The organism is Streptomyces sp. NPDC002574 (genome assembly GCF_042889545.1).
Taxonomy (GTDB): Bacteria; Actinomycetota; Actinomycetes; order Streptomycetales; family Streptomycetaceae; genus Actinacidiphila.
In genome coordinates, this window is the sequence record NZ_JBIARB010000011.1 from 23,286 (window position 1) to 45,722 (window position 22,437).

Annotated in this window: 24 protein-coding genes; 8 read left to right on the forward strand and 16 right to left on the reverse strand. The window is 71.3% G+C overall.

Annotation, left to right across the window (positions count from 1 at the left end):
* Positions 1–11 precede the first annotated feature (11 nt).
* The gene (locus tag ACFYXS_RS26280) at positions 12–1,025 is read right to left on the reverse strand and encodes an aldo/keto reductase (protein WP_389252355.1); all 1,014 of its coding nucleotides are present in this window, start codon (positions 1,023–1,025) and stop codon (positions 12–14) included.
* Between the two features lie 74 nt (positions 1,026–1,099).
* Positions 1,100–1,870 carry an SDR family NAD(P)-dependent oxidoreductase gene (locus ACFYXS_RS26285; protein ID WP_389252357.1) on the reverse strand — a complete coding sequence of 257 codons (771 nt, stop codon included), beginning with the start codon at positions 1,868–1,870 and terminating at the stop codon, positions 1,100–1,102.
* A gap of 420 nt (positions 1,871–2,290) precedes the next feature.
* Between ACFYXS_RS26285 and ACFYXS_RS26290 the strand changes: the two genes are divergently transcribed.
* The gene (locus ACFYXS_RS26290) at positions 2,291–2,734 is read left to right on the forward strand and encodes an SRPBCC family protein (RefSeq protein WP_389252359.1); all 444 of its coding nucleotides are present in this window, start codon (positions 2,291–2,293) and stop codon (positions 2,732–2,734) included.
* A gap of 30 nt (positions 2,735–2,764) precedes the next feature.
* Here ACFYXS_RS26290 and ACFYXS_RS26295 read toward each other — a convergent pair whose 3' ends face one another.
* The 7 genes from ACFYXS_RS26295 to ACFYXS_RS26325 all read right to left on the reverse strand — a co-directional run bounded on the left by ACFYXS_RS26295 (position 2,765) and on the right by ACFYXS_RS26325 (position 8,525).
* Positions 2,765–3,613: an RNA polymerase sigma factor SigF gene (locus ACFYXS_RS26295; RefSeq protein ID WP_389252361.1), complete on the reverse strand. Its 849-nt coding sequence runs from the start codon at positions 3,611–3,613 to the stop codon at positions 2,765–2,767.
* A 125-nt stretch (positions 3,614–3,738) separates the two neighbouring features.
* Complete coding sequence (locus ACFYXS_RS26300; protein WP_389252363.1) at positions 3,739–4,170, reverse strand: response regulator; 432 nt, start codon at positions 4,168–4,170, stop codon at positions 3,739–3,741.
* Positions 4,112–4,528 (reverse strand): hypothetical protein, encoded by a 417-nt coding sequence (locus ACFYXS_RS26305; protein ID WP_389252365.1) that lies wholly within the window; start codon positions 4,526–4,528, stop codon positions 4,112–4,114. Before ACFYXS_RS26305 ends, ACFYXS_RS26300 begins: the two co-directional genes overlap by 59 nt.
* Positions 4,529–4,724: 196 nt before the next feature.
* Positions 4,725–5,930 carry a PP2C family protein-serine/threonine phosphatase gene (locus ACFYXS_RS26310; RefSeq protein WP_389252367.1) on the reverse strand — a complete coding sequence of 402 codons (1,206 nt, stop codon included), beginning with the start codon at positions 5,928–5,930 and terminating at the stop codon, positions 4,725–4,727.
* A gap of 55 nt (positions 5,931–5,985) precedes the next feature.
* Positions 5,986–6,855, reverse strand: a complete 870-nt coding sequence (locus ACFYXS_RS26315; protein WP_389252369.1) for a hypothetical protein — start codon at positions 6,853–6,855, stop codon at positions 5,986–5,988.
* A 178-nt stretch (positions 6,856–7,033) separates the two neighbouring features.
* Entirely contained in the window at positions 7,034–8,005 is a 972-nt protein-coding gene (locus ACFYXS_RS26320; RefSeq protein ID WP_389252371.1) for a TIGR03557 family F420-dependent LLM class oxidoreductase, read from the reverse strand.
* A 349-nt stretch (positions 8,006–8,354) separates the two neighbouring features.
* On the reverse strand, positions 8,355–8,525 hold the full coding sequence (locus tag ACFYXS_RS26325; protein WP_389252373.1) for a hydrophobic protein: 171 nt from the start codon (positions 8,523–8,525) through the stop codon (positions 8,355–8,357).
* A 200-nt stretch (positions 8,526–8,725) separates the two neighbouring features.
* Here ACFYXS_RS26325 and ACFYXS_RS26330 point away from each other — a divergent pair, with 200 nt between their 5' ends.
* Complete coding sequence (locus ACFYXS_RS26330) at positions 8,726–8,899, forward strand: CsbD family protein (RefSeq protein WP_389252375.1); 174 nt, start codon at positions 8,726–8,728, stop codon at positions 8,897–8,899.
* A gap of 341 nt (positions 8,900–9,240) precedes the next feature.
* Here ACFYXS_RS26330 and ACFYXS_RS26335 read toward each other — a convergent pair whose 3' ends face one another.
* Positions 9,241–9,438, reverse strand: a complete 198-nt coding sequence (locus ACFYXS_RS26335; RefSeq protein WP_389252377.1) for a hypothetical protein — start codon at positions 9,436–9,438, stop codon at positions 9,241–9,243.
* A 270-nt stretch (positions 9,439–9,708) separates the two neighbouring features.
* On the opposite strand from ACFYXS_RS26335, the gene ACFYXS_RS26340 reads away from it, so the two are divergent.
* Positions 9,709–10,746: a magnesium and cobalt transport protein CorA gene (locus tag ACFYXS_RS26340; protein ID WP_389252379.1), complete on the forward strand. Its 1,038-nt coding sequence runs from the start codon at positions 9,709–9,711 to the stop codon at positions 10,744–10,746.
* Positions 10,747–10,775: 29 nt separating this feature from the next.
* Here the strand turns inward: ACFYXS_RS26340 and ACFYXS_RS26345 are convergent, their stop codons facing one another.
* Positions 10,776–11,870, reverse strand: coding sequence for a hypothetical protein (locus ACFYXS_RS26345; protein ID WP_389252381.1), 1,095 nt, complete (start codon positions 11,868–11,870; stop codon positions 10,776–10,778).
* Positions 11,871–11,932: 62 nt separating this feature from the next.
* Between ACFYXS_RS26345 and ACFYXS_RS26350 the strand changes: the two genes are divergently transcribed.
* The 3 genes from ACFYXS_RS26350 to ACFYXS_RS26360 all read left to right on the forward strand — a co-directional run bounded on the left by ACFYXS_RS26350 (position 11,933) and on the right by ACFYXS_RS26360 (position 14,540).
* Complete coding sequence (locus tag ACFYXS_RS26350) at positions 11,933–12,370, forward strand: MarR family winged helix-turn-helix transcriptional regulator (protein ID WP_389252383.1); 438 nt, start codon at positions 11,933–11,935, stop codon at positions 12,368–12,370.
* Between the two features lie 229 nt (positions 12,371–12,599).
* A complete protein-coding gene (locus tag ACFYXS_RS26355) occupies positions 12,600–13,289 on the forward strand; it encodes a hypothetical protein (protein WP_389252386.1) in 690 nt (229 codons plus the stop codon).
* Between the two features lie 237 nt (positions 13,290–13,526).
* Positions 13,527–14,540 carry a PP2C family protein-serine/threonine phosphatase gene (locus ACFYXS_RS26360; RefSeq protein WP_389252388.1) on the forward strand — a complete coding sequence of 338 codons (1,014 nt, stop codon included), beginning with the start codon at positions 13,527–13,529 and terminating at the stop codon, positions 14,538–14,540.
* Between the two features lie 3 nt (positions 14,541–14,543).
* Here the strand turns inward: ACFYXS_RS26360 and ACFYXS_RS26365 are convergent, their stop codons facing one another.
* The 5 genes from ACFYXS_RS26365 to ACFYXS_RS26385 all read right to left on the reverse strand — a co-directional run bounded on the left by ACFYXS_RS26365 (position 14,544) and on the right by ACFYXS_RS26385 (position 19,684).
* The gene (locus tag ACFYXS_RS26365; protein ID WP_389252390.1) at positions 14,544–15,518 is read right to left on the reverse strand and encodes a helix-turn-helix domain-containing protein; all 975 of its coding nucleotides are present in this window, start codon (positions 15,516–15,518) and stop codon (positions 14,544–14,546) included.
* Between the two features lie 232 nt (positions 15,519–15,750).
* Positions 15,751–16,548 carry a maleylpyruvate isomerase family mycothiol-dependent enzyme gene (locus ACFYXS_RS26370; protein ID WP_389252392.1) on the reverse strand — a complete coding sequence of 266 codons (798 nt, stop codon included), beginning with the start codon at positions 16,546–16,548 and terminating at the stop codon, positions 15,751–15,753.
* 13 nt (positions 16,549–16,561) lie between these two features.
* The gene (locus ACFYXS_RS26375; RefSeq protein ID WP_389252394.1) at positions 16,562–17,470 is read right to left on the reverse strand and encodes an NAD(P)-dependent oxidoreductase; all 909 of its coding nucleotides are present in this window, start codon (positions 17,468–17,470) and stop codon (positions 16,562–16,564) included.
* A gap of 48 nt (positions 17,471–17,518) precedes the next feature.
* Positions 17,519–18,901: an NADP-dependent succinic semialdehyde dehydrogenase gene (locus tag ACFYXS_RS26380; protein ID WP_389252396.1), complete on the reverse strand. Its 1,383-nt coding sequence runs from the start codon at positions 18,899–18,901 to the stop codon at positions 17,519–17,521.
* Between the two features lie 93 nt (positions 18,902–18,994).
* The gene (locus ACFYXS_RS26385) at positions 18,995–19,684 is read right to left on the reverse strand and encodes a type 1 glutamine amidotransferase domain-containing protein (RefSeq protein WP_389252398.1); all 690 of its coding nucleotides are present in this window, start codon (positions 19,682–19,684) and stop codon (positions 18,995–18,997) included.
* Positions 19,685–20,318: 634 nt separating this feature from the next.
* On the opposite strand from ACFYXS_RS26385, the gene ACFYXS_RS26390 reads away from it, so the two are divergent.
* Together ACFYXS_RS26390 and ACFYXS_RS26395 are read left to right on the forward strand one after the other, a co-directional pair.
* A complete protein-coding gene (locus ACFYXS_RS26390; RefSeq protein ID WP_389252400.1) occupies positions 20,319–21,431 on the forward strand; it encodes a maleylacetate reductase in 1,113 nt (370 codons plus the stop codon).
* Positions 21,424–22,311 carry a dioxygenase gene (locus ACFYXS_RS26395; protein WP_389252402.1) on the forward strand — a complete coding sequence of 296 codons (888 nt, stop codon included), beginning with the start codon at positions 21,424–21,426 and terminating at the stop codon, positions 22,309–22,311. The genes ACFYXS_RS26390 and ACFYXS_RS26395 overlap by 8 nt, the downstream gene beginning before the upstream one ends.
* Positions 22,312–22,437: the final 126 nt, after the last annotated feature.

Below are 22,437 nucleotides of genomic sequence, written 5' to 3' on the forward strand. Positions count from 1 at the left end.
GACCGCGCCGGTTACGCCCCGCCCGGCAGCGGCGCCAGGGGGCTGACCAGCCCGGAACCGCGCAGGGCGGACCAGAAGCCCGCGGGAACGTCCTGGTGGAACGCGGCGCGGTCCTCGACGGTGTGACGGGGCGTGGTCGCGCCGGGGATCACCGCGGCGGAGACGGGGTGGGCGAGCGAGAAGTGCAGCGCCGCGGCCTTGACGCTCACGCCGTGCGCGTCGGTGAGCCGCTTGAGCCGCCGGACCTTCTCCACGATCCCGGGCGGCGCGTCCACGTACTCGAAGTGGGTGCCGCCGGCGAGGATTCCGGAGCTGTAGGGGCCGCCGACGACCATGCCCACGCCCTGCTCCTCGGCCATGGGCAGCAGCCGCTGCAGCGCGTGCGCGTGGTCGAGCAGCGAGTACCGGCCGGCCAGCAGGAACCCGTCCGGCTGCGGCTCCTCGAGCGCGAGGGTGAGTTCGATGGGCTCGGTGCGGTTGACGCCCAGCCCCCAGGCCTTGATGACGCCCTCGTCACGCAGCCGGGTCAGCACCCGGAAGGCGCCCGTGCGGGCCTCCTCGAACTTCTGCAGCCATACGTCACCGTGGAAGTCCTGGGCGATGTCGTGCACCCAGACGATGTCCAGGCGGTCGGTCTGCAACCGCTTCAGGCTGCCCTCGATCGAGCGCTCGGTGGCGTCGGCCGTCCACTCGTGGACCATCTTGTTCGGACGGCCGTACTCGAAGAGGTTGCCCTTCTCGCCCAGGTCCCGTGCGGCGGGGTCCTCCGTCTCGTCGAGGATGACACGTCCCACCTTGGTGCTCAGCACGTACTCGTCGCGCGGACGCCTGGAAAGCGCGTCACCGAGGCGTATCTCGGCCAGGCCGGAGCCGTAGAAGGGCGCGGTGTCGAAGTAGCGCGTGCCGTCCTCCCAGGCGGCGTCGACCGTCGCCGCGGCCTCCTCGTCCGGAACAGCCCGGAACATGTTCCCGAGCGGCGCACTGCCGAATCCGATGCGCGCCGGGAGGATCTGATCGAGTTTCATGGCATGTCCCTTCGGAATGGCCGCACTTCGCTCCCGCCGGGCGAACCGCGGGAGCCCGCCTCGGCCGCAGGGGGTCAGGGAAAGATCGTGGGCGTCAAGCCGCCGTCGACGCTCAGTGCCGCTCCGGTCGTCGCCGACGCCTGGTCGGACGCCACGTACGCGACCAGGCTGGCCACTTCCTCCGGCCGTATCAGCCGTTTGAGGAGCGAGGTCGCGGCGCGTCCCGAGGCCACGTAGCGGCGTTCACGCTCGTCGTCGGCCAGGTCCGGGTACAGCCGCGACAGCATGGATTCCACGCCCTTGGTGAGGGTCGGTCCCGGCAGCACGCAGTTGACGGTGACTCCCGTGCCGGCGACCTCCTGCGCCGTTCCCCGTGACAGCGCCAACTGCGCGGATTTCGTGACCCCGTAGTGGACCATTTCCGTCGGCGTCTGAATTCCGGCCTCACTGCTCACGAAGACGACCCGCCCCCAACCGCGGGAGACCATGCGCGGTGTGTAGTGCCGCGTCAGGCGTACCCCCGAGAGCACGTTGACCTCGTAGAACCGGAGCCACTCGTCGTCGGGGATCTCGAACACCGGCTGGGTACGGAACACCCCCGCGCTGTTGACCAGGATGTCGACGTCCGGCAGTTGCTCCACGAGGGCTGCGACCCCGCTCGCGTCACCGACGTCGGCGGCGATGCCCCGGACCCCCAACCCCTCGGCCACTTGGGCCACTCGCTCCGGGCTGCGCCCGTTGACGACGACATCGGCTCCCGTCGCCGCGAGTGCGGCGGCGATGGCCTCACCGATCCCGGAGGTCGAACCGGTGACGAGGGCGCTGCGCCCGCTCAAGTCGCTCATCTTCGGGCTTCTCCTTGTCATGAGCCCGGCGCGGAGCCGCGGTGCCGGCCAAGATCGTGAAGTGCGACCGGGTTGCCTGCGGGACGACCTGCGGCCGCGCATCGCCGCGGGACCGGGGGCCGGTACGCACGGCCGTATCCGCGCCTTCCGCATCGTGCGTGCGCTCCGTGCGGACGGGAGGTGCCCCGGTCATCCGGGCCATGTCCCCGCCGAGCCTGACGAACGCCGGCACTTCGGCCTCGTCCGCAGGCCTCACACGCCTCTCTGTCATGCTAGGTACGCATGTGTCCCGATGCATCCGGAGGCTGCGCCCCACCTCATACGGCGAGCCGTGCCGACGTGGAGGCCGGACGGACGGCATGCCACCCCGCACGTGCGGGCACGAGCGCAGCAACGCCTTCTCGAGCTCAGGAGAGCGCCATGGTCCAGATCCGCCGCTCCTTCACCGTGTCCCGGAAACTGACCGACGTGGTCGACTATCTCGCGGATTTCGCGCACGCCGTCGACTGGGACCCCGGCACCCGGGAATGCACCCGGACACGCGGCCGGGGGGAACCGGCCGAGGGCGCCACCTGGCACAACGTCTCGCTGTTCCGCGGTCGCCGCACTCAGCTCGACTACCGGCTCGAACGCCGCGAGGCCGGCCGCCTCACGTTCGTCGGCACCAACAGGACCGCCACCTCCACCGACGACCTCACCTTCGAGCCCACGGAGACCGGCACCCGGATCACCTACGACGCCACGATCCGCTTCCACGGCGCGGCACGGCTCGCCGACCCCTTCCTCCGCAAGGAGTTCGAGCGGCTCGGCGACGAGATCACCCGCACCATGCCGGACGCCGTCCACGCGGCCCTGCCGCGGTGACGCGCGATGCCGGTCTGAGGGAGGCGTCCGCTACTGGAGAGCCTGGGTGCGCAGACGGGCCAGGATCCTGGTCAGGAGACGGGAAACCTGCATCTGGGAGACCCCCAGCTCGGCGCCGATCTGCGCCTGGGTCATGTCCTGCCCGAAGCGGAGCGAGAGGATCAGCCGTTCCCGTTCCGACAGCTGCCGGATCAGCGGCTTGACCGACTCGATCTCCTCCACCTTGCCGAAGGCACCGTCGTCGTAGCCGAGCCGTTCCGCCCACGCGGTTCCCTGGTCGCCCTCCTCTGTGGCCGGCGCGTCCAGGGAGGCTGCGGAGTAGGCGTTGGCGGCCGTCATCGCCTCCACGACCTCGTCCTCGCCGATCTCCAGCCGGGCCGCGAGTTCGGCCACCGTCGGCGCCCGGTCCAGCTCGACCGCCAGGAGGTCGGTGGCCTTGGCCAGGTCCAGGCGCAGCTCCTGCAGCCGCCGCGGCACGTGGACCGACCAGCTAGTGTCGCGGAAGAACCGCTTCATCTCCCCCAGGATCGTCGGGAGCGCGAAGGTCACGAACTCCACCCCGTAGTCGGGGTCGAACCGGTCGACCGCCTTGATCAGGCCGATCGTGCCGACCTGCAGGATGTCCTCCATCTGATCCGCGCGCTGGGAGAAGCGGCGGGCCGCGAAGTGCACCAGCGCCGTGTTCATCTCGATCAGCGTGTTGCGGACGTACTGGTAGTCGGCGGTGCCCTCTTCCAGAGTCTGCAGGCGGGCGAACATCACCTTGGAGACCTGCCGGACCTCGGGGGCCGTCATCGTGCCGGACACCTCGGGCAGCCCGTCGACGGCATCGAAGTCCTGCGTCGTGCTGACTGCGTTGTCGGCCACTGCGCTCCGCATCTCAGCAATCCTCCTCGTCTGTGACGTTCCGCCGGTGAGCCGCGCTCCCAGCGCTTTACCCGCCTACCCCCTTCAAAGCGCGGCATTCCCCTTCTTTTCCCACGCGCGAGATGCCCTCGTCGGCGCTACTGCCGGGGGAGCCTGGTGACGGTGTCGAGGTAGAAGGCGTCGATGCTCTGCACGGCGCGTTCGAAGTCGTCGAGGTTGACGGGCTTGGTGACGTACGCGTTCGCGTGCTCCCGGTAGGCGCCGCTGACGTCGTCCGGCGCCGAGGAGGTGGTCAGGACCACCACCGGGATGGTCCGCAGGTCCTCGTCGCGCTTGATGACGGCCAGCAGCTCGCGGCCGTTCATACGGGGCATGTTGAGGTCCAGCACGATCAGGTCGGGGCGCGGGTTGGCCGCGTCGCGCAGGTAGTCCAGGGCGGCGACGCCGTCCTCCATCTGGGTGAGGTTGCGCGTGCCGCACGCGGTGAGGGCGTCCTCGATGAGCATGGCGTCAGCGGCGTCGTCCTCGACCAGCAGCACGTCGAAGGGACGGACGGGGGCGATCATCATCGAGAGCTCCGGGGGGCGGGGAGGCGTGGGGGGCGGGGTCCTGGGTGATCAGTCCCGGCCATCGGCGACGGGCGCCCTGCCGGGTCATGTTGGAGGCCCTGCCGATCTGCGGGTAACCGGCTCCGGCGTCGGCCGCCTCGTGCGCGGCGGTCTCCTCCAGGCGCTCGATGGCCTGCCGGAGATGGACCAGCATGTGCAGGTGCGCCAGGGCTTCCGACTGCGCGGGCGCCTGTTCGCCCCCGGGCAGGCGCTGGAACGCGCGACCGACGAGTTCGCGGACGAGGCCGTCGACCGCCCCTGCGGTGAGCGCGGCGATCTCCTCCTCACTCATCCGCAAGGAGAAGTGAATGCCAGGCATGCGCCACACTGTAGGCGCCCGCGGCACGGGGCGACAACCAGGGTTGTCGACATGGGGACACAAATGCCGTGCCCCGCCCGCACCGCGACCCCCCGCCCGGCGCGATGCCAGGCCGCTGAACGACTCGGCATCGACCCGGCATCGACCCGGATCGTGCCCCACGAATCAGGCCCCGCAGGCCTCCGGCCCTGCGTGGTCACGGGTCGGGGCCGAGCCATTCGGCGATCAGCACGGTCGCGTCGTCGGCGAGGCGACCGTTGTGGTGCTCCAGGATGCTGCGCATGAGGCGCCGCAGGGTCTCGGGTACGGGGAGCTGGTCGGCGTGGTGGCGGATGAGGAAGTCCACGAAACCGTCGACGCCGAACTCCACCCCGCCGGGATTGCGCGCCTCGGTGATGCCGTCGGTGTAGAGCACGACGCGGTCGCCGGGTTCGAGCTGCTCGCGGCAGAGCACCGGCACCAGGCCGAGGTCGGTGCCCATCGGATGCGCGGGCGGGCACTGCAGATGGCTGGACCAGCGGTTCCCGCGGATGACCAGCGGTGGCAGGTGACCGCGGTTCACCCAGGTGAACAGCCCGGTGTCCAGGTCCAGGTCGGCCAGGACGGCGGTGACGTAGCGGATCCGCTCGAACTCGTGGATCAGGGCCTTCTCGATCTCGACGGTCGTCTCGACGAGGCCCGTGTTCTGGCGCCGGTGGTTCCGGCACGCCGCCAGGGCCAGGCTGGCGGCCACCCCGGCCGAGGTGTCATGGCCCATCGAGTCGAAGACCGCCAGATGCGCCATGTTGCCGGCCAGCGCGTAGTCGAAGACGTCCCCGCCGACCTGGTAGGCCGGTTCGAGCAGGCCACCGATGACGACGTGCGCGTCCGCGTACGTCCGCGGGGGCAGCAGGTGCCACTGCATCTCCGCCGCGACGCTCATCGCTTCGGTGCGCACCAGTCGCGCGTAGGCGTCGCTCGTCGCGCTCTTGCCGACCAGCAGCAGGGCCACCACCGATGCCAGCAGTTCGAGGTCCTGCCGGCTCTGCCCGCTGCTGTCGCCGGTGGTGACCCTGAGGACGCCCAGACGGTCCGTCCCGTGCAGGAGAGGCAGCCACCACTGGCGCCGGGTGGATCCGGCCACGGGGTGCGAGGCGGGCCGCCCGTACTGGAAGGTGCGGCCGGCCGTCGTGCCCTCGACGGGGAACTGCTCGTCGGCGCCCTGACGGGCGTCCGGCCCGAAGCCGGTCATCCGGCGCAACACCGTGTCCTGCAGATCGGCCATGAAGATCGCCACTTCGTCCAGTCCCGCCGCGGTGGCGTACCGCTCGACCTCTGCCGGAATCTCCCGGAAGGCCATCGTGTGGCTGGCGGACACCAGGCCGGGAAGCATGGAGGGAACTCCTTGTTCCTGCTCGGCCATGCCCGGTCTCCTTCCCGCCCCCCCTGCCCGTCCGTGCCCGTCCGCGGCCGTCCGATCAGGACGGGGAGGAGGCGGCCCGCGCCGTGTCGACGGCCCGCAGGACCTCCGGGCGCCTGGCGTGCGCGCGCTCGTATCCTTCGACCCACGCCAGTTCCGTGGACGACAGACCGTGCAGCCTTCCGGCGATCTCCCCGCCGGTCATCCGGCCATAGCGGGCGATGGGCAGCGACCCTTCCCTGCTCGCGGCCCCCTGCGCCTTGCCGGCCGCCTGACGCACACCGGCGATGCCCGCGCCCACCCAGTCCCTCCTCGCGCCGTCCCAGGCGGCGACGGCCGTGTGGGCGACCGCGCCGAGAACGCCCCCGAACGCAGTTCCCTGGCCCGCGCTGCGGGCAAGGGTCGCGGCGTATTCGGTCAGACCGTTCCCCAGGACCTTCAGGACCTGCTGGTCCTCGCGGCGCAGGGAGGAGAACAGGTCGAGGGCGACGTCGTCCTCGGTCTGGGAGGCGACGGTCTCCCCCGCCTGGCTGCTGGCCAGAGCGCGCGCGGTGATGCCGTACTCGTCGGCCACGTTCCTCAGCAGCCGTTTCCCGTCCGCGGGCCCTCGTCCGCGCCCGCGCAGTGCCGCCGCCCCCATCCGCGACGCCATGGCCACGGGCATGCGTCCGACCAGCGCGGCGTCCTGAGCGATCCGGCGGGCGGGCCCGAGCAGGTCCGGCCGCACGCGGCGCCCCCGCAACCGCTGGAGGCAGCCGTCCATCAGTGCCATGCAGGCCTGGACGTAGGCCACGTGGTCCTCCAGCACCTGCCGGTGCGCGCCCTCCGGTGTGACCGCGAGATCCGCCACGAATCGCTCGATGACAGCGGAATGGGCCCGCCGGGCGTCCTCCAGCACGGACGTGAGGGCAAAGGTCGTTGCAGCCATCGCGTGGTCCTCGAATACGTCGTGAGGCGGGCCGCGGACCCGACGGCACCCATGGCGCCCTCCGGACCGGGCTGTACGTCGGCCCGCGCCCCGGAGGAGCCCGCGTGCCGACTTCGCTCCATCCTGCGGGCACCCGTCGCAATCCGCTCGGTGGGAGCCTCGCGAGCCGCTCGCGGGATCAGGCGGCGGGCATGCCCTCACGCAGCCGGGGAAGGACCTCGGCGCGGTAGAAGTCGAAGAACTGCTTCTGGTCGGGGCCGATCTGGTTGACGTAGACCTCGTCGAAACCGGCCTCGGAGTACGTCCTGACGGCCGCGACGTGCTCGTCGGTGGCGTCGCCGCAGACGACGGCGTCGGCGACCATCTCCTCGGTGACCAGGGTGGCCGCCTGCTCGAAGTGCTCCGGGGTGGGCAGGATCTGGGCCAGCTCGCCCGGCAGCTGCTCACTGGGCCACAGCCGGTGCGCGGTCTTCACCGCACGCGCCCGGTCGGTGTCCCAGCAGACCTTCAGTCCGCCGATGACCGGCTTGCTCCCTCCGCCGGCCCGCCGGAACTGCTCCACCAGGGTCGCGTCGGGCTTCATCGTCACGAAACCGTCCCCGATACGGCCCGCCAGCGCCGCGGCCTCCGGCCCGAAGCCGGAGACGTACAGCGGAACGGGCTCTTCGGGAACGGTGTAGAGGCGGGCGTTCTGCACGGTGTAGTGCGTTCCGTGGTGGGTGACGCGCTCCCCGGTGGACAGTTTCCTGATGACCTGCACGGCCTCCTCGAGCATCTGCAGGCGCTCCGCCGCCTCGGGCCAGGCGTCGCCGAAGATGTGCTCGTTGAGGGCTTCCCCGCTTCCCAGACCGAAACGGAACCGGCCGTTGGTCAGCACGGCCGCTGTGGCGGCGGCCTGGGCGTTGATCGCCGGGTGGACGCGGACGGTGGGGCAGGTGACCAAAGTGGTGATCGGCAGCGACGTCACCTGGGACAACGCCCCGATCACGGACCAGACGAACGGGCTCTGGCCCTGTTCGTCGTTCCACGGGTGGAAGTGGTCGGAGACGGCCAGCGCCTCGAAACCGGCCTGCTCGGCCATGCGCGCCTGCTCGAGCAGTTCCGCGGGGGTGAACTCCTCCGAGGACAGGAAGTATCCGTAGGCGGTCATGGAATCCCTTCGAACAGGTTGACGATCACACAAGACCGGGTCGGTGCGAGGGCCGCCCTCGGAGCCCAGGGCGCGGCGCCTGCGTGGGTCCCCTCCCGATTCTCCCCACCGTGCGTGTTCCCGGGCGCAGGCACGCTTCCGGCGCCGCCCTGTTACGCCGGTGGGGTCAGGCGCTCAGGCACACGGACGCGTCGCGTCGTCGAACAGGTCGACCGAAAGCACCCCACAGGTGATCCCTGGCTCTGCTTCCCGCCGAACGGGGGCCGGAACAGCCTGAGCTCTGCCGCACGGACACGGGCGGGGGCCCGGCCGGGATCGGCCGGGCCCCCATGGCTGGTGTCGGACGCTGCTACCAGCGGTACCAGCGGCCCTTGCGGCCACCGCTCCCGGAAGACCGCGCGACGAAGCCGAGCAGCCACAGAACGAGAACGATCAGCGCGATCCACCACAGCGCCTTCAGGGCGAAGCCCGCACCGAACAGCACCAGGGCCAGAAGAAGAACCAGAATCAGGGGAACCATCGTTATCAACCTCCTGACCGCCGCCTGCCCTTGACCCGGCCCGGCAAGCACACAAAGATCACGTTACTTTCACGGGATGCGGGGCACGCGCGTGCGCGCCGATTGCCCGGTTCCCGTGTGAACTCCCCACGTTTGCCGCCCCGTTCAACGGTCAGACGAACCAACAGCACACGACGTCAATGCCAGGGAAGGTGAGCACCATGGCCGACAACGAGAAGGCCAGGGCCAAGACCGAGCAGACCGTCGGCAAGGTCAAGAAGACCGCCGGCGAGGCCGTGGGCAATGAACGGCTGACCGCCGAGGGCCGTGCCGAGCAGGCCGTGGGCGACGCGCGTGAGGCCAACGAGAAGATCAAGGACATCGGCCGGCACTGACCGCCGGGACAACGACGCCTTTGGGGCGGCCCCGCTGGGGCCGCCCCAAAGGCGTATCCCGGAGCCCGAACCTCTCCCGCGTGAGGGGCGCGCCGCCGTTGGAGTGAAAGCCGACACCCGGCCGCCGCGTCACCCGGGCACACCGCCACCGGTCGACTTCAGTGGACGGAGCGCATCGGTGTCATCGTCGCTGCCGGTGCGCACCGCGGAGCCCCTCAGGCCGTCACAACCCCGAGTGGGCTCCGCGCTTGCTCACCGCGTGTTCCCGGCCCGGTCGGTAAGCCCTCGGCCCGGATGCCAGCCTGCGCGGGGAGGCCGATCGCCCCGAAGATCAGCCCTCGTCAGGCCCGCGAACGGGATCGCACGGGAACGGTCCGCGCCGTGCGAGGCAGCGTCAAGTACAGCCGCGGAGCGGGTGCCGCGGCCCGCTCGTCGACGGCGGCGGCAGCGACGGCGGACTCCTGGCCGACCTGGTCGACGTCCGCGTCGGCGTAGGAGTAGCGGGGCGTGCAGCCTGCGGAACCCGACCGGTCAGGCACGTGGGGAGACCCGGCCGGGTCCGCTTCGGCAGGCTCGGGGTCTTCTCCGTACACACGCAGACACATGGTGTTCCTCCTGGGGAACGAGGGCGGTACGCCACCCGGGCCGACGGCCCGAGCGCAGCAATGAGGCTATGCCCGCAGGTCAGACCCCGATCCCGGTGCGCGCGGAACCCTGACGCCGCCCTGACGCCGCCCTGACGCCGGACGGGCGGCGGCGTGGTCATGATGGAAGGCGCATCCGCCCCGAGCGGCCCGAGAGGAGATGTCATGACAGCGCCGGTCCCGGCACCGCGCCCCGACGGCCGCCCGGTCCCCGTGGTCGACTGCGCCCTCTACCAGGACGGCGAGCGCCGTCCTGGGCTCCTGCCGCTCACCGAGGCCATGGGCGCGTGCCACCGGAGCACCGGCGGCTTCGTGTGGATCGGCCTGCGGGAACCCAGCGTCGACCAGCTCCAGGTCGTGGCCGACGCGTTCGACCTGCATCCGCTCGCCGTGGAGGACGCGGTCCACCCCCATCAGCGCCCGAAGCTCGAACGCTACGGCGACACCCTGTTCCTCGTCCTGAAGACCGCCGTGTACGTCGAGCACGACCGGCTCACGCCGACCAGTGAGGTCGTCTCGACCGGACAGATCATGATCTTCGCGGGCCCGGACTTCGCCGTGGTCGTCCGGCACGGCGACTCCCCGGACCTCCGCGTCGTACGCCGACAGCTCGAAGGCCGGCCGGAGTTGCTCGCCCACGGCCCGGCCGCCGTCGTGCACGCCATCGCGGACACCGTCGTCGACGAGTACCTGGACGTGATCCGCGCGGTCGAGGCGGACGTCGAACAGGTCGAGGCCGACGTCTTCTCACCGGAACGCACCGACGACGCGGGGCGCATCTACCAGCTCAAGCGGGAGATGCTGGAACTCCGGCGCGCGGTGGTGCCGCTCGCCCTGCCGCTGCGCGGCCTGGCCGAGGGGAAGGTGCCGGGATTCGACCCGGAGATCCGCGCGTACCTGCGGGACGTGGGCGACCATCTCGACCAGGCATCGGAGCGCATCACCGGCTTCGTCGAGCTGCTCGACAGCGTGCTGTCCGCCAATCTCGCCCAACTCGGCATCCAGCAGAGCACCGACCTGCGCCGGATCAGCGCATGGGCCGCGATCATCGCCGTGCCCACCATGATCGTCGGCATCTACGGCATGAACTTCGACCACATGCCCGAACTCCGGTGGACCTTCGGCTATCCCCTCGTACTGGCGGTCATCGTCATCGCCTGCACCCTCACGTACCGCTCGTTCCGCCGCAACGACTGGCTCTGAGGGGTGGGCGAGGCCGACCGGCGTCCGCGTCAGACGGCGACGGCCTCGCCGATCTCCTCCTCGGCCTCGCGTTCAGCCGCCGGCAGGGGCGCGGGCGGCGCTCCGGCCCGGCGGGCGCGTCGTTCGGCGGTGTCCGCCGCGGCGAGCGCCACGAGGCCCGCGGCGAGCCACAGGACCAGTGAGGTGACGCGGCCGGCCAGGCCCGCGCCGGAGGGGAAGTAGAGCAGGCCGCGGACGCCCTCGACGAAGCCCGCGCCGTTCCAGAAGGCGTGCAGCGCGCCGAAGAAGCCGTTCTGGAGCTCGGGGCGGAAGATGCCGCCCGAGGTGGTGAAGTTGAGCATGACGAAGAGCGTCATCATCGTCAGGGTGGTCCACCGCTTGAGGAAGGTGTGCAGGCCGACGCCGATGGCGACGATGCCCGCCGAGTAGAGCCACGCCATGGCCCACACGCCGGCGAGGTCGTGGTCGACGATGTGGAACAGCGGTCCCGCGAGGACGGTGCCGATGACGCTCACCACCAGTGAGGTCGCCAGGCCGATGGCGGCCCGGGTCCACAGCCCCAGCGCGGCGCCGGCCGCGCCGATGGCGGCGACGCTGGCGTACGAGCCGATGCTGATGGTGACCAGGACGAAGAAGAGCCCCTGTCCGGTGGGGTCGCCCTGCGAGGTGGGCGCGACGTCGGTGACGTCCAGCGCGGTCCCCTTCTTGTCGGCCACCAGGCGGAACACGGTCTCGGCGGCCGTGGCGGTCGTGTCGGAGTTGGCCTTGGCGACCAGCAGGCGCGGGTGCTCCGTGGACGGGAGGTAGGCGCCGGCCAGGTCGCGGTCCATCAGCTGGTGCACCGCGGCGGCGCGTGTGGGGACGGTCCTGACGTCCAGTGCGTCGCCGGCCTTGTCCTTGAGCGTCTGCGCGAGGAGTTGCGCGCGCGGCCCGTTCCCGACGACGGCCACCTTCATCCCGTGCGGCTCGGGGGCGTGGAAGGCACCCAGGTAGGCAAGGCCCATGCCCAGGCACATCAGCAGCGGGGTCACCAGGTGGAGAACGATGTGCCCCACGCTGTGGCGCAGTCGGGGGGCCGCGTGCGCGTGGGTCCCTCCCGTGGCGGCGGCCGGGGATGCGGTCATGGGGAAGGCACCTCTCAATGTGATTGGCAAATACAACCTTCTTCCTTGTATAGTACATCTAAATGAAGGAGGTCCAGATGCCGGCCCGTGACACAGCCATCGACACGATCCAGCGCGAACTCACCGCGTTCGCCCGCCGCGCCCGGACGCGCGCCGCGCAGATCCACCCCGAGCTGTCCCTGGTGGCCTACGGCATGCTCGACTTCATGAAGGAGCGCGGCGGCTGCCGCGGCACGGATCTGGCCTCGCACTTCCTGCTCGACAAGTCCACCGTCAGCCGCCAGATCGCGGTGCTGGAGCGCGCCGGGCTCATCGTGCGCGGATCCGACCCGCACGATCAGCGCGGGCAGATACTCCAGCCGTCCGAGCAGGGCTTCCGGCTGCTGGCGGAGGCGAACGAGCGACGCCGGAACGCCTTCGCGGGGCGGTTCGCCGACTGGGACGACACCGACGTGCAGCAGCTGGCCGACCACCTCCAGCGCTACAACGCGGCCGACTGAACCGGGCCGGGTGTCCCCCGGTCGGCTACAGAATGTGCACGTGATCACACTCGGGGCGACTCTTGTGGTGGGCTCACTGCCGTCCTCGGCATCTCCCGCGCCTCGGGAGGAGACGGCACAGGCCGCTGGTCGAGAGCCCTCTCCTGGAGGTGGCGTGGTGTACCGAAAAGCCGGGCCCCGGGTGTCGCCGCGGCGGCACCGAGGCTGTGTGCGCGTGTGGACGATCGCCGTGAGTGTCGCGTTGGTGTCCGGCGCCGTGACGGGTACGGCGTACGCGGGAACCACGGAACAGGGCCCGGGCCGCCCCGGCCGGGGTCTCGCCGATCCCACCGGGCCCGACGCTGCGCACGGGCTCCAGGAGTTCACCACCAGCGGGAGCTTCGTTCCGCCCAGCGGTGTCAGCACGATCTTCATCCAGGTGTGGGGCGCGGGCGGGGGCGGCGCCGGCGGCAGTGCCGACGGCGGCCGGGGCCAGGGCGGCGGCGCCGGCGGATTCGCCCGGTGTGCCGTCCACGTGCGGCCCGGCGAGGCCCACTTGGTCGTCGTCGCCGGGGGCGGCGCCGGGGGCGCCACCGGGGCTCCCGGCGACAACGCCGGGCTCACCTACATGACCGCGACCTCCGACACGGCACTGGCTGTCGCCTGGGGTGGCGTCGGCGGCGCCGATCCCGCCTCCCCCGGTGCGGGCGGAGTCGGCGCCTGCGAGTCCACCGGCACCGACGGCCTCACCCGCCAGGGCGCCCCCGGCCTGCTCACGGGCGCAGGGGGCAGCCCCGCGGCGGACGGCATCGTCGCTCCCCCCGCACTGGTGACCGGCTCATGGGCACCCCCGCAGAACGCGGGCGTGGGCGGCGACGGCGGAGCCGCGGGAGGCCCGGGCGTCGAGGGCGGCCCCGGGTACGTCGTCGTCTGGTGGTAGCCGGGCCTGCACCTGCCGCGGGATGACGGCCCGGCGGGGCAGCTGGGCGGCCGTGGCCCTACGGGCGTTGCGTGGTCGGTCAAGGTGTCGTGCGCTGCCGGGCAATCCCCCCGCCGCGGCCTCGCCTACGGTCAGGCATCGACCACCACTGGACGCCCGATGTGCGGGAGACCCGCGACCACGATGAGCCGCCCCCTCCCGGCCGCGTGGGACGCCATGCACAGCGGGAGGGCAGCCATGACCGAGCCGGGAGAGTTCGCGGACAGGTCGGTGCAGAGGTCCTGGGTGCGCCGCGTGGGGATCGCGGGGGCGCTGCTGGGGATCCTCGCGGTGTGCGCGGCCGTTCCGTCGGGCTGCCACCCGGGTCCCGCTTCCTACGCACTGCGGCTGATCCCCGCCTCGGAGGCCGCGGTGGCATGCGGCTGGCTGCACCGGCGGTACCGCCGGCGGGTGGCGGATGCCCGTGCCGTCTCCGATGCCGTGCAGGGCGTGCTGCTGCGGCCGCTCCCGTCGCGCATCGGTGGCCTGGCTCTCGCCTCGGTCTACCGTGCCTCCGGCGGTCAGGCCCGGGTCGGCGGCGACCTGTACGCGGTCGCCAGGGCCGATGCGGCCACCCGGGTCATCATCGGCGATGTGCGCGGGCGCGGGCTGCCGTCGTTCCTGGACGTCATCGCCGTCCTCGGGGCCTTCCGTGAGTGGGCGCCGCAGGCCCGCTCCCTGACCGAACTGTCCACCCGCCTGGAGGAGAGCTTCCTCCGGCACCTGGCCGACGCGCACGACGACGCGGACGAACGCTTCGTGACCGCACTGATCCTGGAGGTGCCGGACAGCGAGTCGCCGGCGCGCATGGTCAACTACGGACATCCGCCGCTGGTGCGGGCCCGCCCGGGAGAGGTGGCCCTGCTGCCGGGGCATCCCTGCCCTCCGCTCGGGCTGAGCTCGCTGTGTGACGTCCGCGCCCATGAGAGCGTCTTCGAACTCGGCCCTGATGACACGCTGTTGCTGTACACCGACGGTCTCATCGAGGCCCGTGACTGCTCCGGGGTCTGCTTCCCGTTGCTGGAACGGGCCGCCACCTGGACATGGAACGACCGGCTCAGGTGCAGCCAGGACTGCCTGCGCGGCGTCCTGGGGCAGATCCTCGACGACATCGTCGCCCATTGCGGCGCACTGCCGGCCGACGATCTCGCGTTGATCGCGCTGGCCCGCCAGGGAGAGCGAGGCAGAGCGGCACTCCCCCGCCGGTCGTGACCGTCACCCCGGAAGGTGCGTGCGGACGGCCCTGCGGCGCCACTCGCCCGGCGTCATGCCGTAGGCGGCACGGAAGATCCGGCTGAAGTGGGCGGGACTGGCGAAACCCCGCCGGTGCGCGATCGCCGCCACCGTCACCCCGGCCAGATCAGGACGCGAGAGATCGTCGCGGCAGGCCTCCAGCCGCAGGTGCTGGATCCACCGGCCGACGGTCATGTCCTCGCCCCGGAACAGCATGTGCAGATAGCGCACGGAGATGTGGTGCGCGGCCGCGATCGTCGCCGGGGAGAGTTCCGTCCCGTCCAGGTGCGCCCTGACGTACTCGCGGACCTGCCGCAGCAGCGTCTCCTCCACGGTCGGCGTGGCACCGCTGCCCCGTCGCACCTGCTGCACGACCAGCGCGTTCAGGACGTCGGCCATCCCCCGCTCCAGGTACCTCTTCGGACCGGGCGGGCAGGCGCCCACCTCGGCCGCCGCGGCAAGCCTGCTCATGTACGAGGCGAGGATCCCGCCGATGTAACTCGCGGTGGAGCATGCCCGGCCGGTGGCGAGCAGGAGAAACGAGTCGGGGACGTCCAGCATCCCGCGGGGGACGGCGGCGACGTCCTGGCGCACATCACCGGGGAAATCCTGGACGTACGGGCGTCGCGCGTCGAGCAGGACCAACTCTCCGGCGGCTATCGGTGTTTCCCGTCCGTCCTGGACCACGACACTGCTGCCCGCCTCCTGCAGGCTCACGATGAGCACGCCGCTGGGGTCGTTGGCGATCATCCCCCTGGTCCGCGCCATGCGCTGGGGGCTCGCCTCGACATGGCCGACATGGATGTCGCCGATGGAGATCCGCCGGAGTGAACCGCGCACCACGGCGCCGTCGCGGGGCCTGACCTCCAGCCGGGTGAGCGATCGGTGGACGACGTCCGTCCAGTACTCCGCCCTCTCGCCGGGCGGAAGGATGTCGGTGCAGAATGCCTTGATCACGATGTCCCCGCGAACCTGAAGAGCCACATCCTCGGTGCGAGCGCCGCATGGCGCGGCACTTGGTGCCACTGCATGGTTCAGCAGAGTGCCACGCCGAATAATTTCGGCATGCCGGGGGGTGACGGGGCGACGGCCGAACCCTGCGGAATGCCCGCAGGAAAACGCGGTGAGAACTACGGAAAAGCCGCAACGGTCGCCCCCTGATGACGAGGCCGGTTCCACCGCGCCGGCTTCAGATGATGTTCAGGCGGTCGAGGAACGGGGTCGCGGCGGACGTGTCCCCCGTGATGCGGCAGTAGTCGCGCCAGGGTTCGCGGGTGGTGGCCCACGCGATGAAGTCGAGCGCCGTGCTGGTGATCCGGGTGCTGCCGTCCGCGCCGGGTGCGACGGTCAGTCGCGCGTCCGGCCCGGCCGCGGGGAGGACGGTGACGGTGGTCGCGCCCGGTCCGGTCAGGTCGAGGACGAGGGGGCGGCCGACCGTCGAGGTGAGCTCGGGCCCCTGCATCTGCGGAAGCCCGGCGAGCATGAACTCGACAGCGGGTGCGACGAGGCTGTCCGTCGGTTCCGGCAGCGTGAAGGGGAGCGGGCCGTCCGGGGCGAGCATGTCGTTGCGCAGGTGGCAGAAGACGTTGAACGCCATGGTGTTCGCCAGCAGATGGCGCGGATAGGTGCCGAGCCCCGGGACGTCGACCGGTTCCGTGCCCCCGGGGGGTTCCTGCGCCGCTTCCAGGAGGTCCAGCTGCCGCGGGGTGCTGCGCCGCCACTCGTCGAGGACTTCGGCGTGGCTCCAGGAGCGGCGTTCGTCGACCCGCAGGTCGTGGTAGCGCTCGCGGTTGCTGGGCGACGAGGGGTCCGGAGGCGGCGGATCCACCGCCTCCGTGGCAAGGGCCGCGAGGTGGGCCATGACGTCGATGACGCGCCAGCCCGCGCACGCCGACGGCAGGTCCCACTGTTCGTCGGCGACGCGGGGCACGATCTCCGCGAGTTGCGCCGTGCTCGAGCGCGCCGCGGCCAGGCCCGCACGGGTCATCGTTCCTCCCAGGTCAGGACGTCGCCCGGCGGGACGTGCGGTAGGTCGCCGCGACGTCCGCGCGGCCGAGTCCGTCGTCGGCCGCCAGGTCGAGGCGTTCGCGTACGACCTCCGCGATGCCCAGGCGCAGACCGGCGGCGCGGGCGGTGTCGGTGATCAGGCCGGCGTCCTTGGCCGCTGCTTCGAGGGGGAACGAGGGGGTGTCGAGGTCGTCGTCGAGCATCTTCGGGCCCTTGCTCTGCACGTACGTGCTGTTCAGGCCGCTTCCTTCGATGACGTCGATGACCAGGTGGGGGTCGACCCCGAGCGTGTCGGCGAGGGTGAGGGACTCCGCGATGCCCTCGACGGTGGTCAGGACCCAGGCGTTGTAGGCGAGTTTCAGGCTGCTCGGCTGACCGACCTCGTCGAGCCACACGGTGCGTGAACCCACCGCGTCCAGGACCGGTCGCACCTCGTCCCGCGCCTCCTTCCGCGGGGAGGCGGCCAGGACGGTCAGGGTCCCGGCCACGGCCGGTTCCTTGGTGCCGAGGAGGGGGGCCTCGACGTAGTCGACGTCCAGGCGGTCGGCCTGTTCCGCGAGACGGCGGCCGCCGTCCGGGGAGACCGTGCAGGTCTGCACCCACACCGGGTGGCCGTCCAGCCCGTCGCGGGCCCGGTCCATCACGTCGGCGACCACTGTCTCGTTCGCCAGCGCGGTCAGCACGACGTCCGCGCCGCGGCAGGCCTCGGCCGGTGTGTCGCACACCGCGGCGCCGACGTCGGCCAGCGGTTCGGCGGCGTCGCGGGCCCGGTTCCACGCGCGCAGACCCAGCCCCGCCGCCGCGATGTTGCGGGCCATGGCGTCCCCCATGGTGCCCGTACCGAGCACCGCGACCACCGGTCCTGCCTGCCCGGACGCGGACGTCCGGCTCGCTGTGCTCATCGTCGCGACTCCCTTCGCTCCGTCGGCGGCGCCCTGACCGGGAGGGATTCAGGCGTCCCGGCCGATCCAGACGGTCTTGGCGTTCATGAACTCCCGCATGCCGAGGTCGGACAACTCGCGCCCGTAGCCGCTGCGTTTCACGCCGCCGAAGGGGATCTCGGGGTAGCTGGTCGTGTTGCCGTTGATGAAGGCCATGCCCGACTGCACGTCGCGGACGAAGAGCTCGCGTTCGGCCTCGTCCTCGCTCCACAGGTTCGAACCCAGGCCGTAGGGGTGCCCGTTGGCCTCCCGCAGGGCCTCCTCCAGGGAGGGGACCGCCCACACCTGTGCCACGGGGCCGAAGACCTCCTCGTGGTACATCCGCATCTCCGGAGTGACACCGGTCAGCACGGTCGGCGGGTAGAACCAGCCGGGACGGTCCGGGCGTTCGCCGCCCAGCAGCGCCGTCGCGCCCTTGCCGACGGCGTCGTCGACGTACGACTCCACGTCGCGCCGGCCGGACTCGGTGGCCAGCGGACCGACGTCGGTGTCCGCGTCCATCGGATCGCCCACCACCAGCGCGCCCATCTTCGCCACGAACATCGCCATGAACTCGTCGGCGATGTCCTGGTGGACGAAGAACCGCTTGCCGTTGATGCACGACTGCCCGTTGTTGAGGCACCGCGCCTTGACCGCGACATCGGTGGCACGGCCCAGGTCCGTCGACGGCATCACGATGAACGGGTCGGAACCGCCCAGTTCGAGAACCACCTTCTTGATCTCGTCGCCGGCGATGGCGGCGACCGACCGACCCGCCGGCTCGCTGCCCGTCAGCGTCGCGGCCGCCACGCGCGGGTCGCGCAGCACCTGTTCCACCCGGCCCGAGGAGATCAGCAGGGTCTGGAACACGTCGTCCGGGAAGCCCGCGTCCCGGAAGAGCTCCTCCAGGTACAGGGCGCACCGCGGCACGTTCGAGGCGTGCTTGAGCAGGCCCACGTTCCCCGCCATCAGGGCCGGCGCGGCGAACCGCATGGCCTGCCACAGGGGCAGGTTCCACGGCATCACCGCGAGCACCACGCCGATCGGCTGGTACGTCACGAACGTCTGCTTCGCGCCCACGCGCTCCGCGTCGCGGTCCAGGTCACGCAGGAAAGCGGGCCCCTCGCCGGCGTAGAAGCGCAGCCCGTGCACGCACTTGACCACTTCCTCCTCCGCCGCACGGAAGGTCTTGCCCATTTCCGTGGTGATCATCTGGCTGACGCTCTCGACCTCCTTCTCCAGACGTTCGGCGGCGTGCTGCAGCCACCCCGCCCGCTCGTCGACGCTCGTCAACCGGTACGTCGCGGCCGCGGCCGCCGCCCGGGCGAGCTTGTCCTCCAGTTGCTCGGGCGTCAGTTCGTCGAACCTCTCGAGAACCTCGCCCGTCATGGGACTCGTCGTTGCGATAGCCATGAACCCACCGTATGACCATGGGACAAGGCAGGCAATTCACTCATTTGGCCCCATGGTGGACGACGACGCGGGACCCGTGACGGACGACCACGGCTAGAGAACCTTGAGCAGCCGTTCGGCCAGAACCGCGGCCGAGGCGGGATTCTGGCCGGTGAAGAGGTTCCGGTCCACCACCGTGTAGGGCTTCCACATTTCGCCCTTGGTGAAGTCGACGCCCATCGCGATGAGCTCGGTCTCCACGGTCCACCGGGCCCTGCTGGCGAGTCCGACCGCTTCCTCCTCCTCGTTCGTGAACGCGGTGACCCGGTAGCCGGCGAACGGCGATTCACCGTGGATCCTGGTCGCCAGCATGGCCGCGGGGGCGTGGCAGACGATGGCCAGGGGCTTTCCGGAGGCCAGGGCCGCCGGCAGCAGACGCCCGACGTCGGCGTCGACGGACAGGTCCTCCATGGGCCCGTGGCCACCGGGAAGGTAGACGGCGTCGTAATCCTCCAGACGCGCGTCCGCCAGGTGGATCGGCCGCCGCATCACTTCCGCGGAGCGGATGGTCGCCTCCAGGTCCAGGGCGATCTGGGCGCTTCCGGCCATCTCGGGGCGCAGGCTCATCATGTCCACCGTCGGGACGACACCGCGGGGGGTGGCGACGACGATCTCATGGCCTGCCTCGGTGAGAGCCTTGTACGGAGCCGCGAACTCCTCGGCCCAGTAGCCGGTCGCGTGCCTGGTGCCGTCCCTCAGCGTCCAGTACGCCGTCCCGGTCATCACGAAAAGTAGCTTCGCCATCGGACAACGACCTTCCCGTCCGCGTCTGACATGGTGAGCACTGAACCCCCCGGTTAAAGCATGGTGCGTAGGGGAGTGATGTGCCATGCGGGCACGGCGCCGGGCGCGCGGTCCGGACGGCCTCGTCCGGCGTCCCGCCCAGACGACCGGTTCCTGTCCGGACGAAATACGCTACGTCCGAAAAGACGGTCCGGGTCCGGCATGACGGCACAGCATTTCCCGCTGGAAAGCGCTGCCGACCCGGCCGCCGGGTGCCGCGATTTCGGGTGGCTCGGCGCGAATACGGCCACGGTCACCGCCCGCCGGTACGGTGTCCGGGGAAAAGTGAATTGCCGAGCGCATTGTCGGGTCCGCCCCGCCCGGGACGCCGAGGCGGACGACGCCCGCAGGACTCGTCCTGGTGCCGCCTCCGCCATGGGGAACCGCCGTGGCACACGGGCCGTGGGGCTCCCGGAAGGCACGTCACCCGTATGAGGGATATCGGGCCGTGCGAGGCGCGCCGGCCATCGGCCGAGGGTCGCGCATACAAGGTAATCGTCGCCTCGCAGGAAATTCCATTCGAAAGATTCATTGACGCGACCCCCGCGGTCTGGCGACACTCCAGTCGCTGTTGAAAATCCTCTAGGGGGCGACGATGAGAGCATTTGTACATCGGGGCCAGGTCACGAAAGTGGTATTCGGCACCGGGACGCGAAACGGTATTGCCGAGGAAGTCCGGGCCCTGGGGTGCGACCGGGCGCTGGTGCTGAGCACCCCCGGACAGACCGGTCAGGCACATGAGGTGCGGGAGCTCCTCGGGCCGCTCGCCGTGGGCGTCTTCGACCAGGCGGCGCCGCACACGCCCGTCGCGGTCACCGAGAAGGCCGTCGACGCCGTCCGGGCGGCCGGCGCGGACTGTGTCGTCGCGGTCGGTGGCGGCTCGGCCATCGGCCTCGGAAAGGCCATCGCGCTGCGCACCGGGCACGCGCACATCGCGCTGCCCACGACCTACGCGGGCTCCGAGATGACGCCCATCCTGGGAGAGACCCAGGGCGGCGCCAAGACCACCCGGCGGCTGCCCGAGGTGCTGCTGAGAACCGTCGTCTACGACGTCGACCTCACCCTCACCCTGCCGCCCCACGTCGCGGCGGTGAGCGGGCTCAACGCCATGGCCCATGCCGTGGAGGCGCTGTACGCCCAGGATCGCGACCCGCTCGCCTTCCTCACCGCGGGTGAGGCCCTGGACGCCCTGGCGACGGCACTGCCGGAGGTCGTGCGCCGTCCCGCCGATCCCGGGGCGCGCGGTACGGCCCTGTACGGCGCCTGGCTGGCCGGCACCTGCCTCGGCACGGTCGGCATGGCCCTGCACCACAAGGTGTGCCACGTCCTGGGCGGCACCTTCGATCTGCCCCACGCAGAGACCCACGCCGTGGTGCTGCCGCACGTCGTCGCGTACAACGCGCCCGCGGCCGCACCGGCCATGGAGCGGATCGGCCGGGCGCTGCCCGGCCCCGACCCCGCCGCCGCGGTCTTCGCCTTCGCCGGCCGGCTCGGCGCCCCGCGCGCGCTCAGGGACCTCGGCATGCCCGAGTCGGGCATCGCGAGCGCCGCCGACCTGATCGTCCGCGACGGCTACTGGAATCCACGGCCGGTGGACCACGAGGCCGTGCGCGGCCTCCTTCGGCGGGCCTGGGCGGGCGAGCCGCCGCAGGCCCGTTCACCGCACTCCCCCCACCCCGACAACGCAACGGGAGCCCGTCATGCGTGACCTCACGGACGACACCATCACCGAAGCGGTCCTCTCGACCCTGCGGGGCGCGAAGGACGCACGCCTCGCGGAGATCCTCGGCGCGCTGGTCAGGCACGCCCACGACTTCGTGCGCGAGACCGGTCTCACCGAGGACGAGTGGGCGCACGGCGTGGACTTCCTGACGCGCACCGGACAGCTGTGCACGCCCGCGCGGCAGGAGTTCATCCTCCTCTCCGACGTGCTGGGGGTGACGATGCTGGTCGACGCGCTCGGCAACCGGCGCGCGGCCGGGTCGACGCAGAACAGCGTCCTCGGGCCCTTCTTCCGCGACGACCGTCCCGCGCTGCCCGACGGGGCCGACATCTCCGAGGGGCTGCCGGGCACGCCCTTCTTCTTCGAGGGGTCGGTGACCGACGGTCAGGGAGCGCCGGTCGGCGACGCCCAGGTCGATGTCTGGCACAGCGACGCGGACGGCCACTACGACGTGGACGTCCCGGGTCTGTCGGACCCGGCCATGAGGGCCCTGCTCCGCACCGGTGGCGACGGCGGTTTCCGCTTCCGCTCCGTGCGCCCCTCCTCGTACCCCATCCCCGACGACGGCACCGTGGGCGAACTGATGCGCGCCACCGGACGGTCCGTCATGCGGCCCGCGCATCTGCACCTGCGGATCACCGCCGCGGGGTTCCAGAAGGTGACCACCATGCTGTTCCCCTCCGACGACGCCTATCTCGACCAGGACCCGGTCTTCGGCGTCAAGCAGTCGCTCGTCTCCGAGTACGCCCGCCACGGCGCCGGCACCGGACCGTACGGCACCAGCACCCAGGAGCCCTACACCCTTCTGCGGCACACCTTCGTCCTCGAGCCCGTGGGGCCGGCCTCCGGCTCACGGCACCTCTGAGGACGTCGCCCGCCCGTACTCCTGGCACGTGTCGTCCCCGGCCGCGTGAGACCTGCTGCAGGCCCAGGGCGTTCGCCGAACACCCGGCGAACGCCCTGGCGGTCCGACGACGTCGCGGGCAAGAAC

Coding starts and splice junctions, on each gene's coding strand:
- ACFYXS_RS26310 (WP_389252367.1), bottom strand. CDS start 5,930: ATGGCCGAGCAGGAACAAGGAGTTCCCTCCATGCTTCCCGGCCTGGTG.
- ACFYXS_RS26350 (WP_389252383.1), top strand. CDS start 11,933: ATGAAGGAGGTCCAGATGCCGGCCCGTGACACAGCCATCGACACGATC.
- ACFYXS_RS26295 (WP_389252361.1), bottom strand. CDS start 3,613: ATGCGGAGCGCAGTGGCCGACAACGCAGTCAGCACGACGCAGGACTTC.
- ACFYXS_RS26280 (WP_389252355.1), bottom strand. CDS start 1,025: ATGAAACTCGATCAGATCCTCCCGGCGCGCATCGGATTCGGCAGTGCG.
- ACFYXS_RS26330 (WP_389252375.1), top strand. CDS start 8,726: ATGGCCGACAACGAGAAGGCCAGGGCCAAGACCGAGCAGACCGTCGGC.
- ACFYXS_RS26380 (WP_389252396.1), bottom strand. CDS start 18,901: ATGGCTATCGCAACGACGAGTCCCATGACGGGCGAGGTTCTCGAGAGG.
- ACFYXS_RS26385 (WP_389252398.1), bottom strand. CDS start 19,684: ATGGCGAAGCTACTTTTCGTGATGACCGGGACGGCGTACTGGACGCTG.
- ACFYXS_RS26370 (WP_389252392.1), bottom strand. CDS start 16,548: ATGACCCGTGCGGGCCTGGCCGCGGCGCGCTCGAGCACGGCGCAACTC.
- ACFYXS_RS26300 (WP_389252363.1), bottom strand. CDS start 4,170: ATGATGATCGCCCCCGTCCGTCCCTTCGACGTGCTGCTGGTCGAGGAC.
- ACFYXS_RS26290 (WP_389252359.1), top strand. CDS start 2,291: ATGGTCCAGATCCGCCGCTCCTTCACCGTGTCCCGGAAACTGACCGAC.
- ACFYXS_RS26375 (WP_389252394.1), bottom strand. CDS start 17,470: ATGAGCACAGCGAGCCGGACGTCCGCGTCCGGGCAGGCAGGACCGGTG.
- ACFYXS_RS26315 (WP_389252369.1), bottom strand. CDS start 6,855: ATGGCTGCAACGACCTTTGCCCTCACGTCCGTGCTGGAGGACGCCCGG.
- ACFYXS_RS26320 (WP_389252371.1), bottom strand. CDS start 8,005: ATGACCGCCTACGGATACTTCCTGTCCTCGGAGGAGTTCACCCCCGCG.
- ACFYXS_RS26285 (WP_389252357.1), bottom strand. CDS start 1,870: ATGAGCGACTTGAGCGGGCGCAGCGCCCTCGTCACCGGTTCGACCTCC.
- ACFYXS_RS26305 (WP_389252365.1), bottom strand. CDS start 4,528: ATGCCTGGCATTCACTTCTCCTTGCGGATGAGTGAGGAGGAGATCGCC.
- ACFYXS_RS26345 (WP_389252381.1), bottom strand. CDS start 11,870: ATGACCGCATCCCCGGCCGCCGCCACGGGAGGGACCCACGCGCACGCG.
- ACFYXS_RS26325 (WP_389252373.1), bottom strand. CDS start 8,525: ATGGTTCCCCTGATTCTGGTTCTTCTTCTGGCCCTGGTGCTGTTCGGT.
- ACFYXS_RS26360 (WP_389252388.1), top strand. CDS start 13,527: ATGACCGAGCCGGGAGAGTTCGCGGACAGGTCGGTGCAGAGGTCCTGG.
- ACFYXS_RS26390 (WP_389252400.1), top strand. CDS start 20,319: ATGAGAGCATTTGTACATCGGGGCCAGGTCACGAAAGTGGTATTCGGC.
- ACFYXS_RS26395 (WP_389252402.1), top strand. CDS start 21,424: ATGCGTGACCTCACGGACGACACCATCACCGAAGCGGTCCTCTCGACC.
- ACFYXS_RS26340 (WP_389252379.1), top strand. CDS start 9,709: ATGACAGCGCCGGTCCCGGCACCGCGCCCCGACGGCCGCCCGGTCCCC.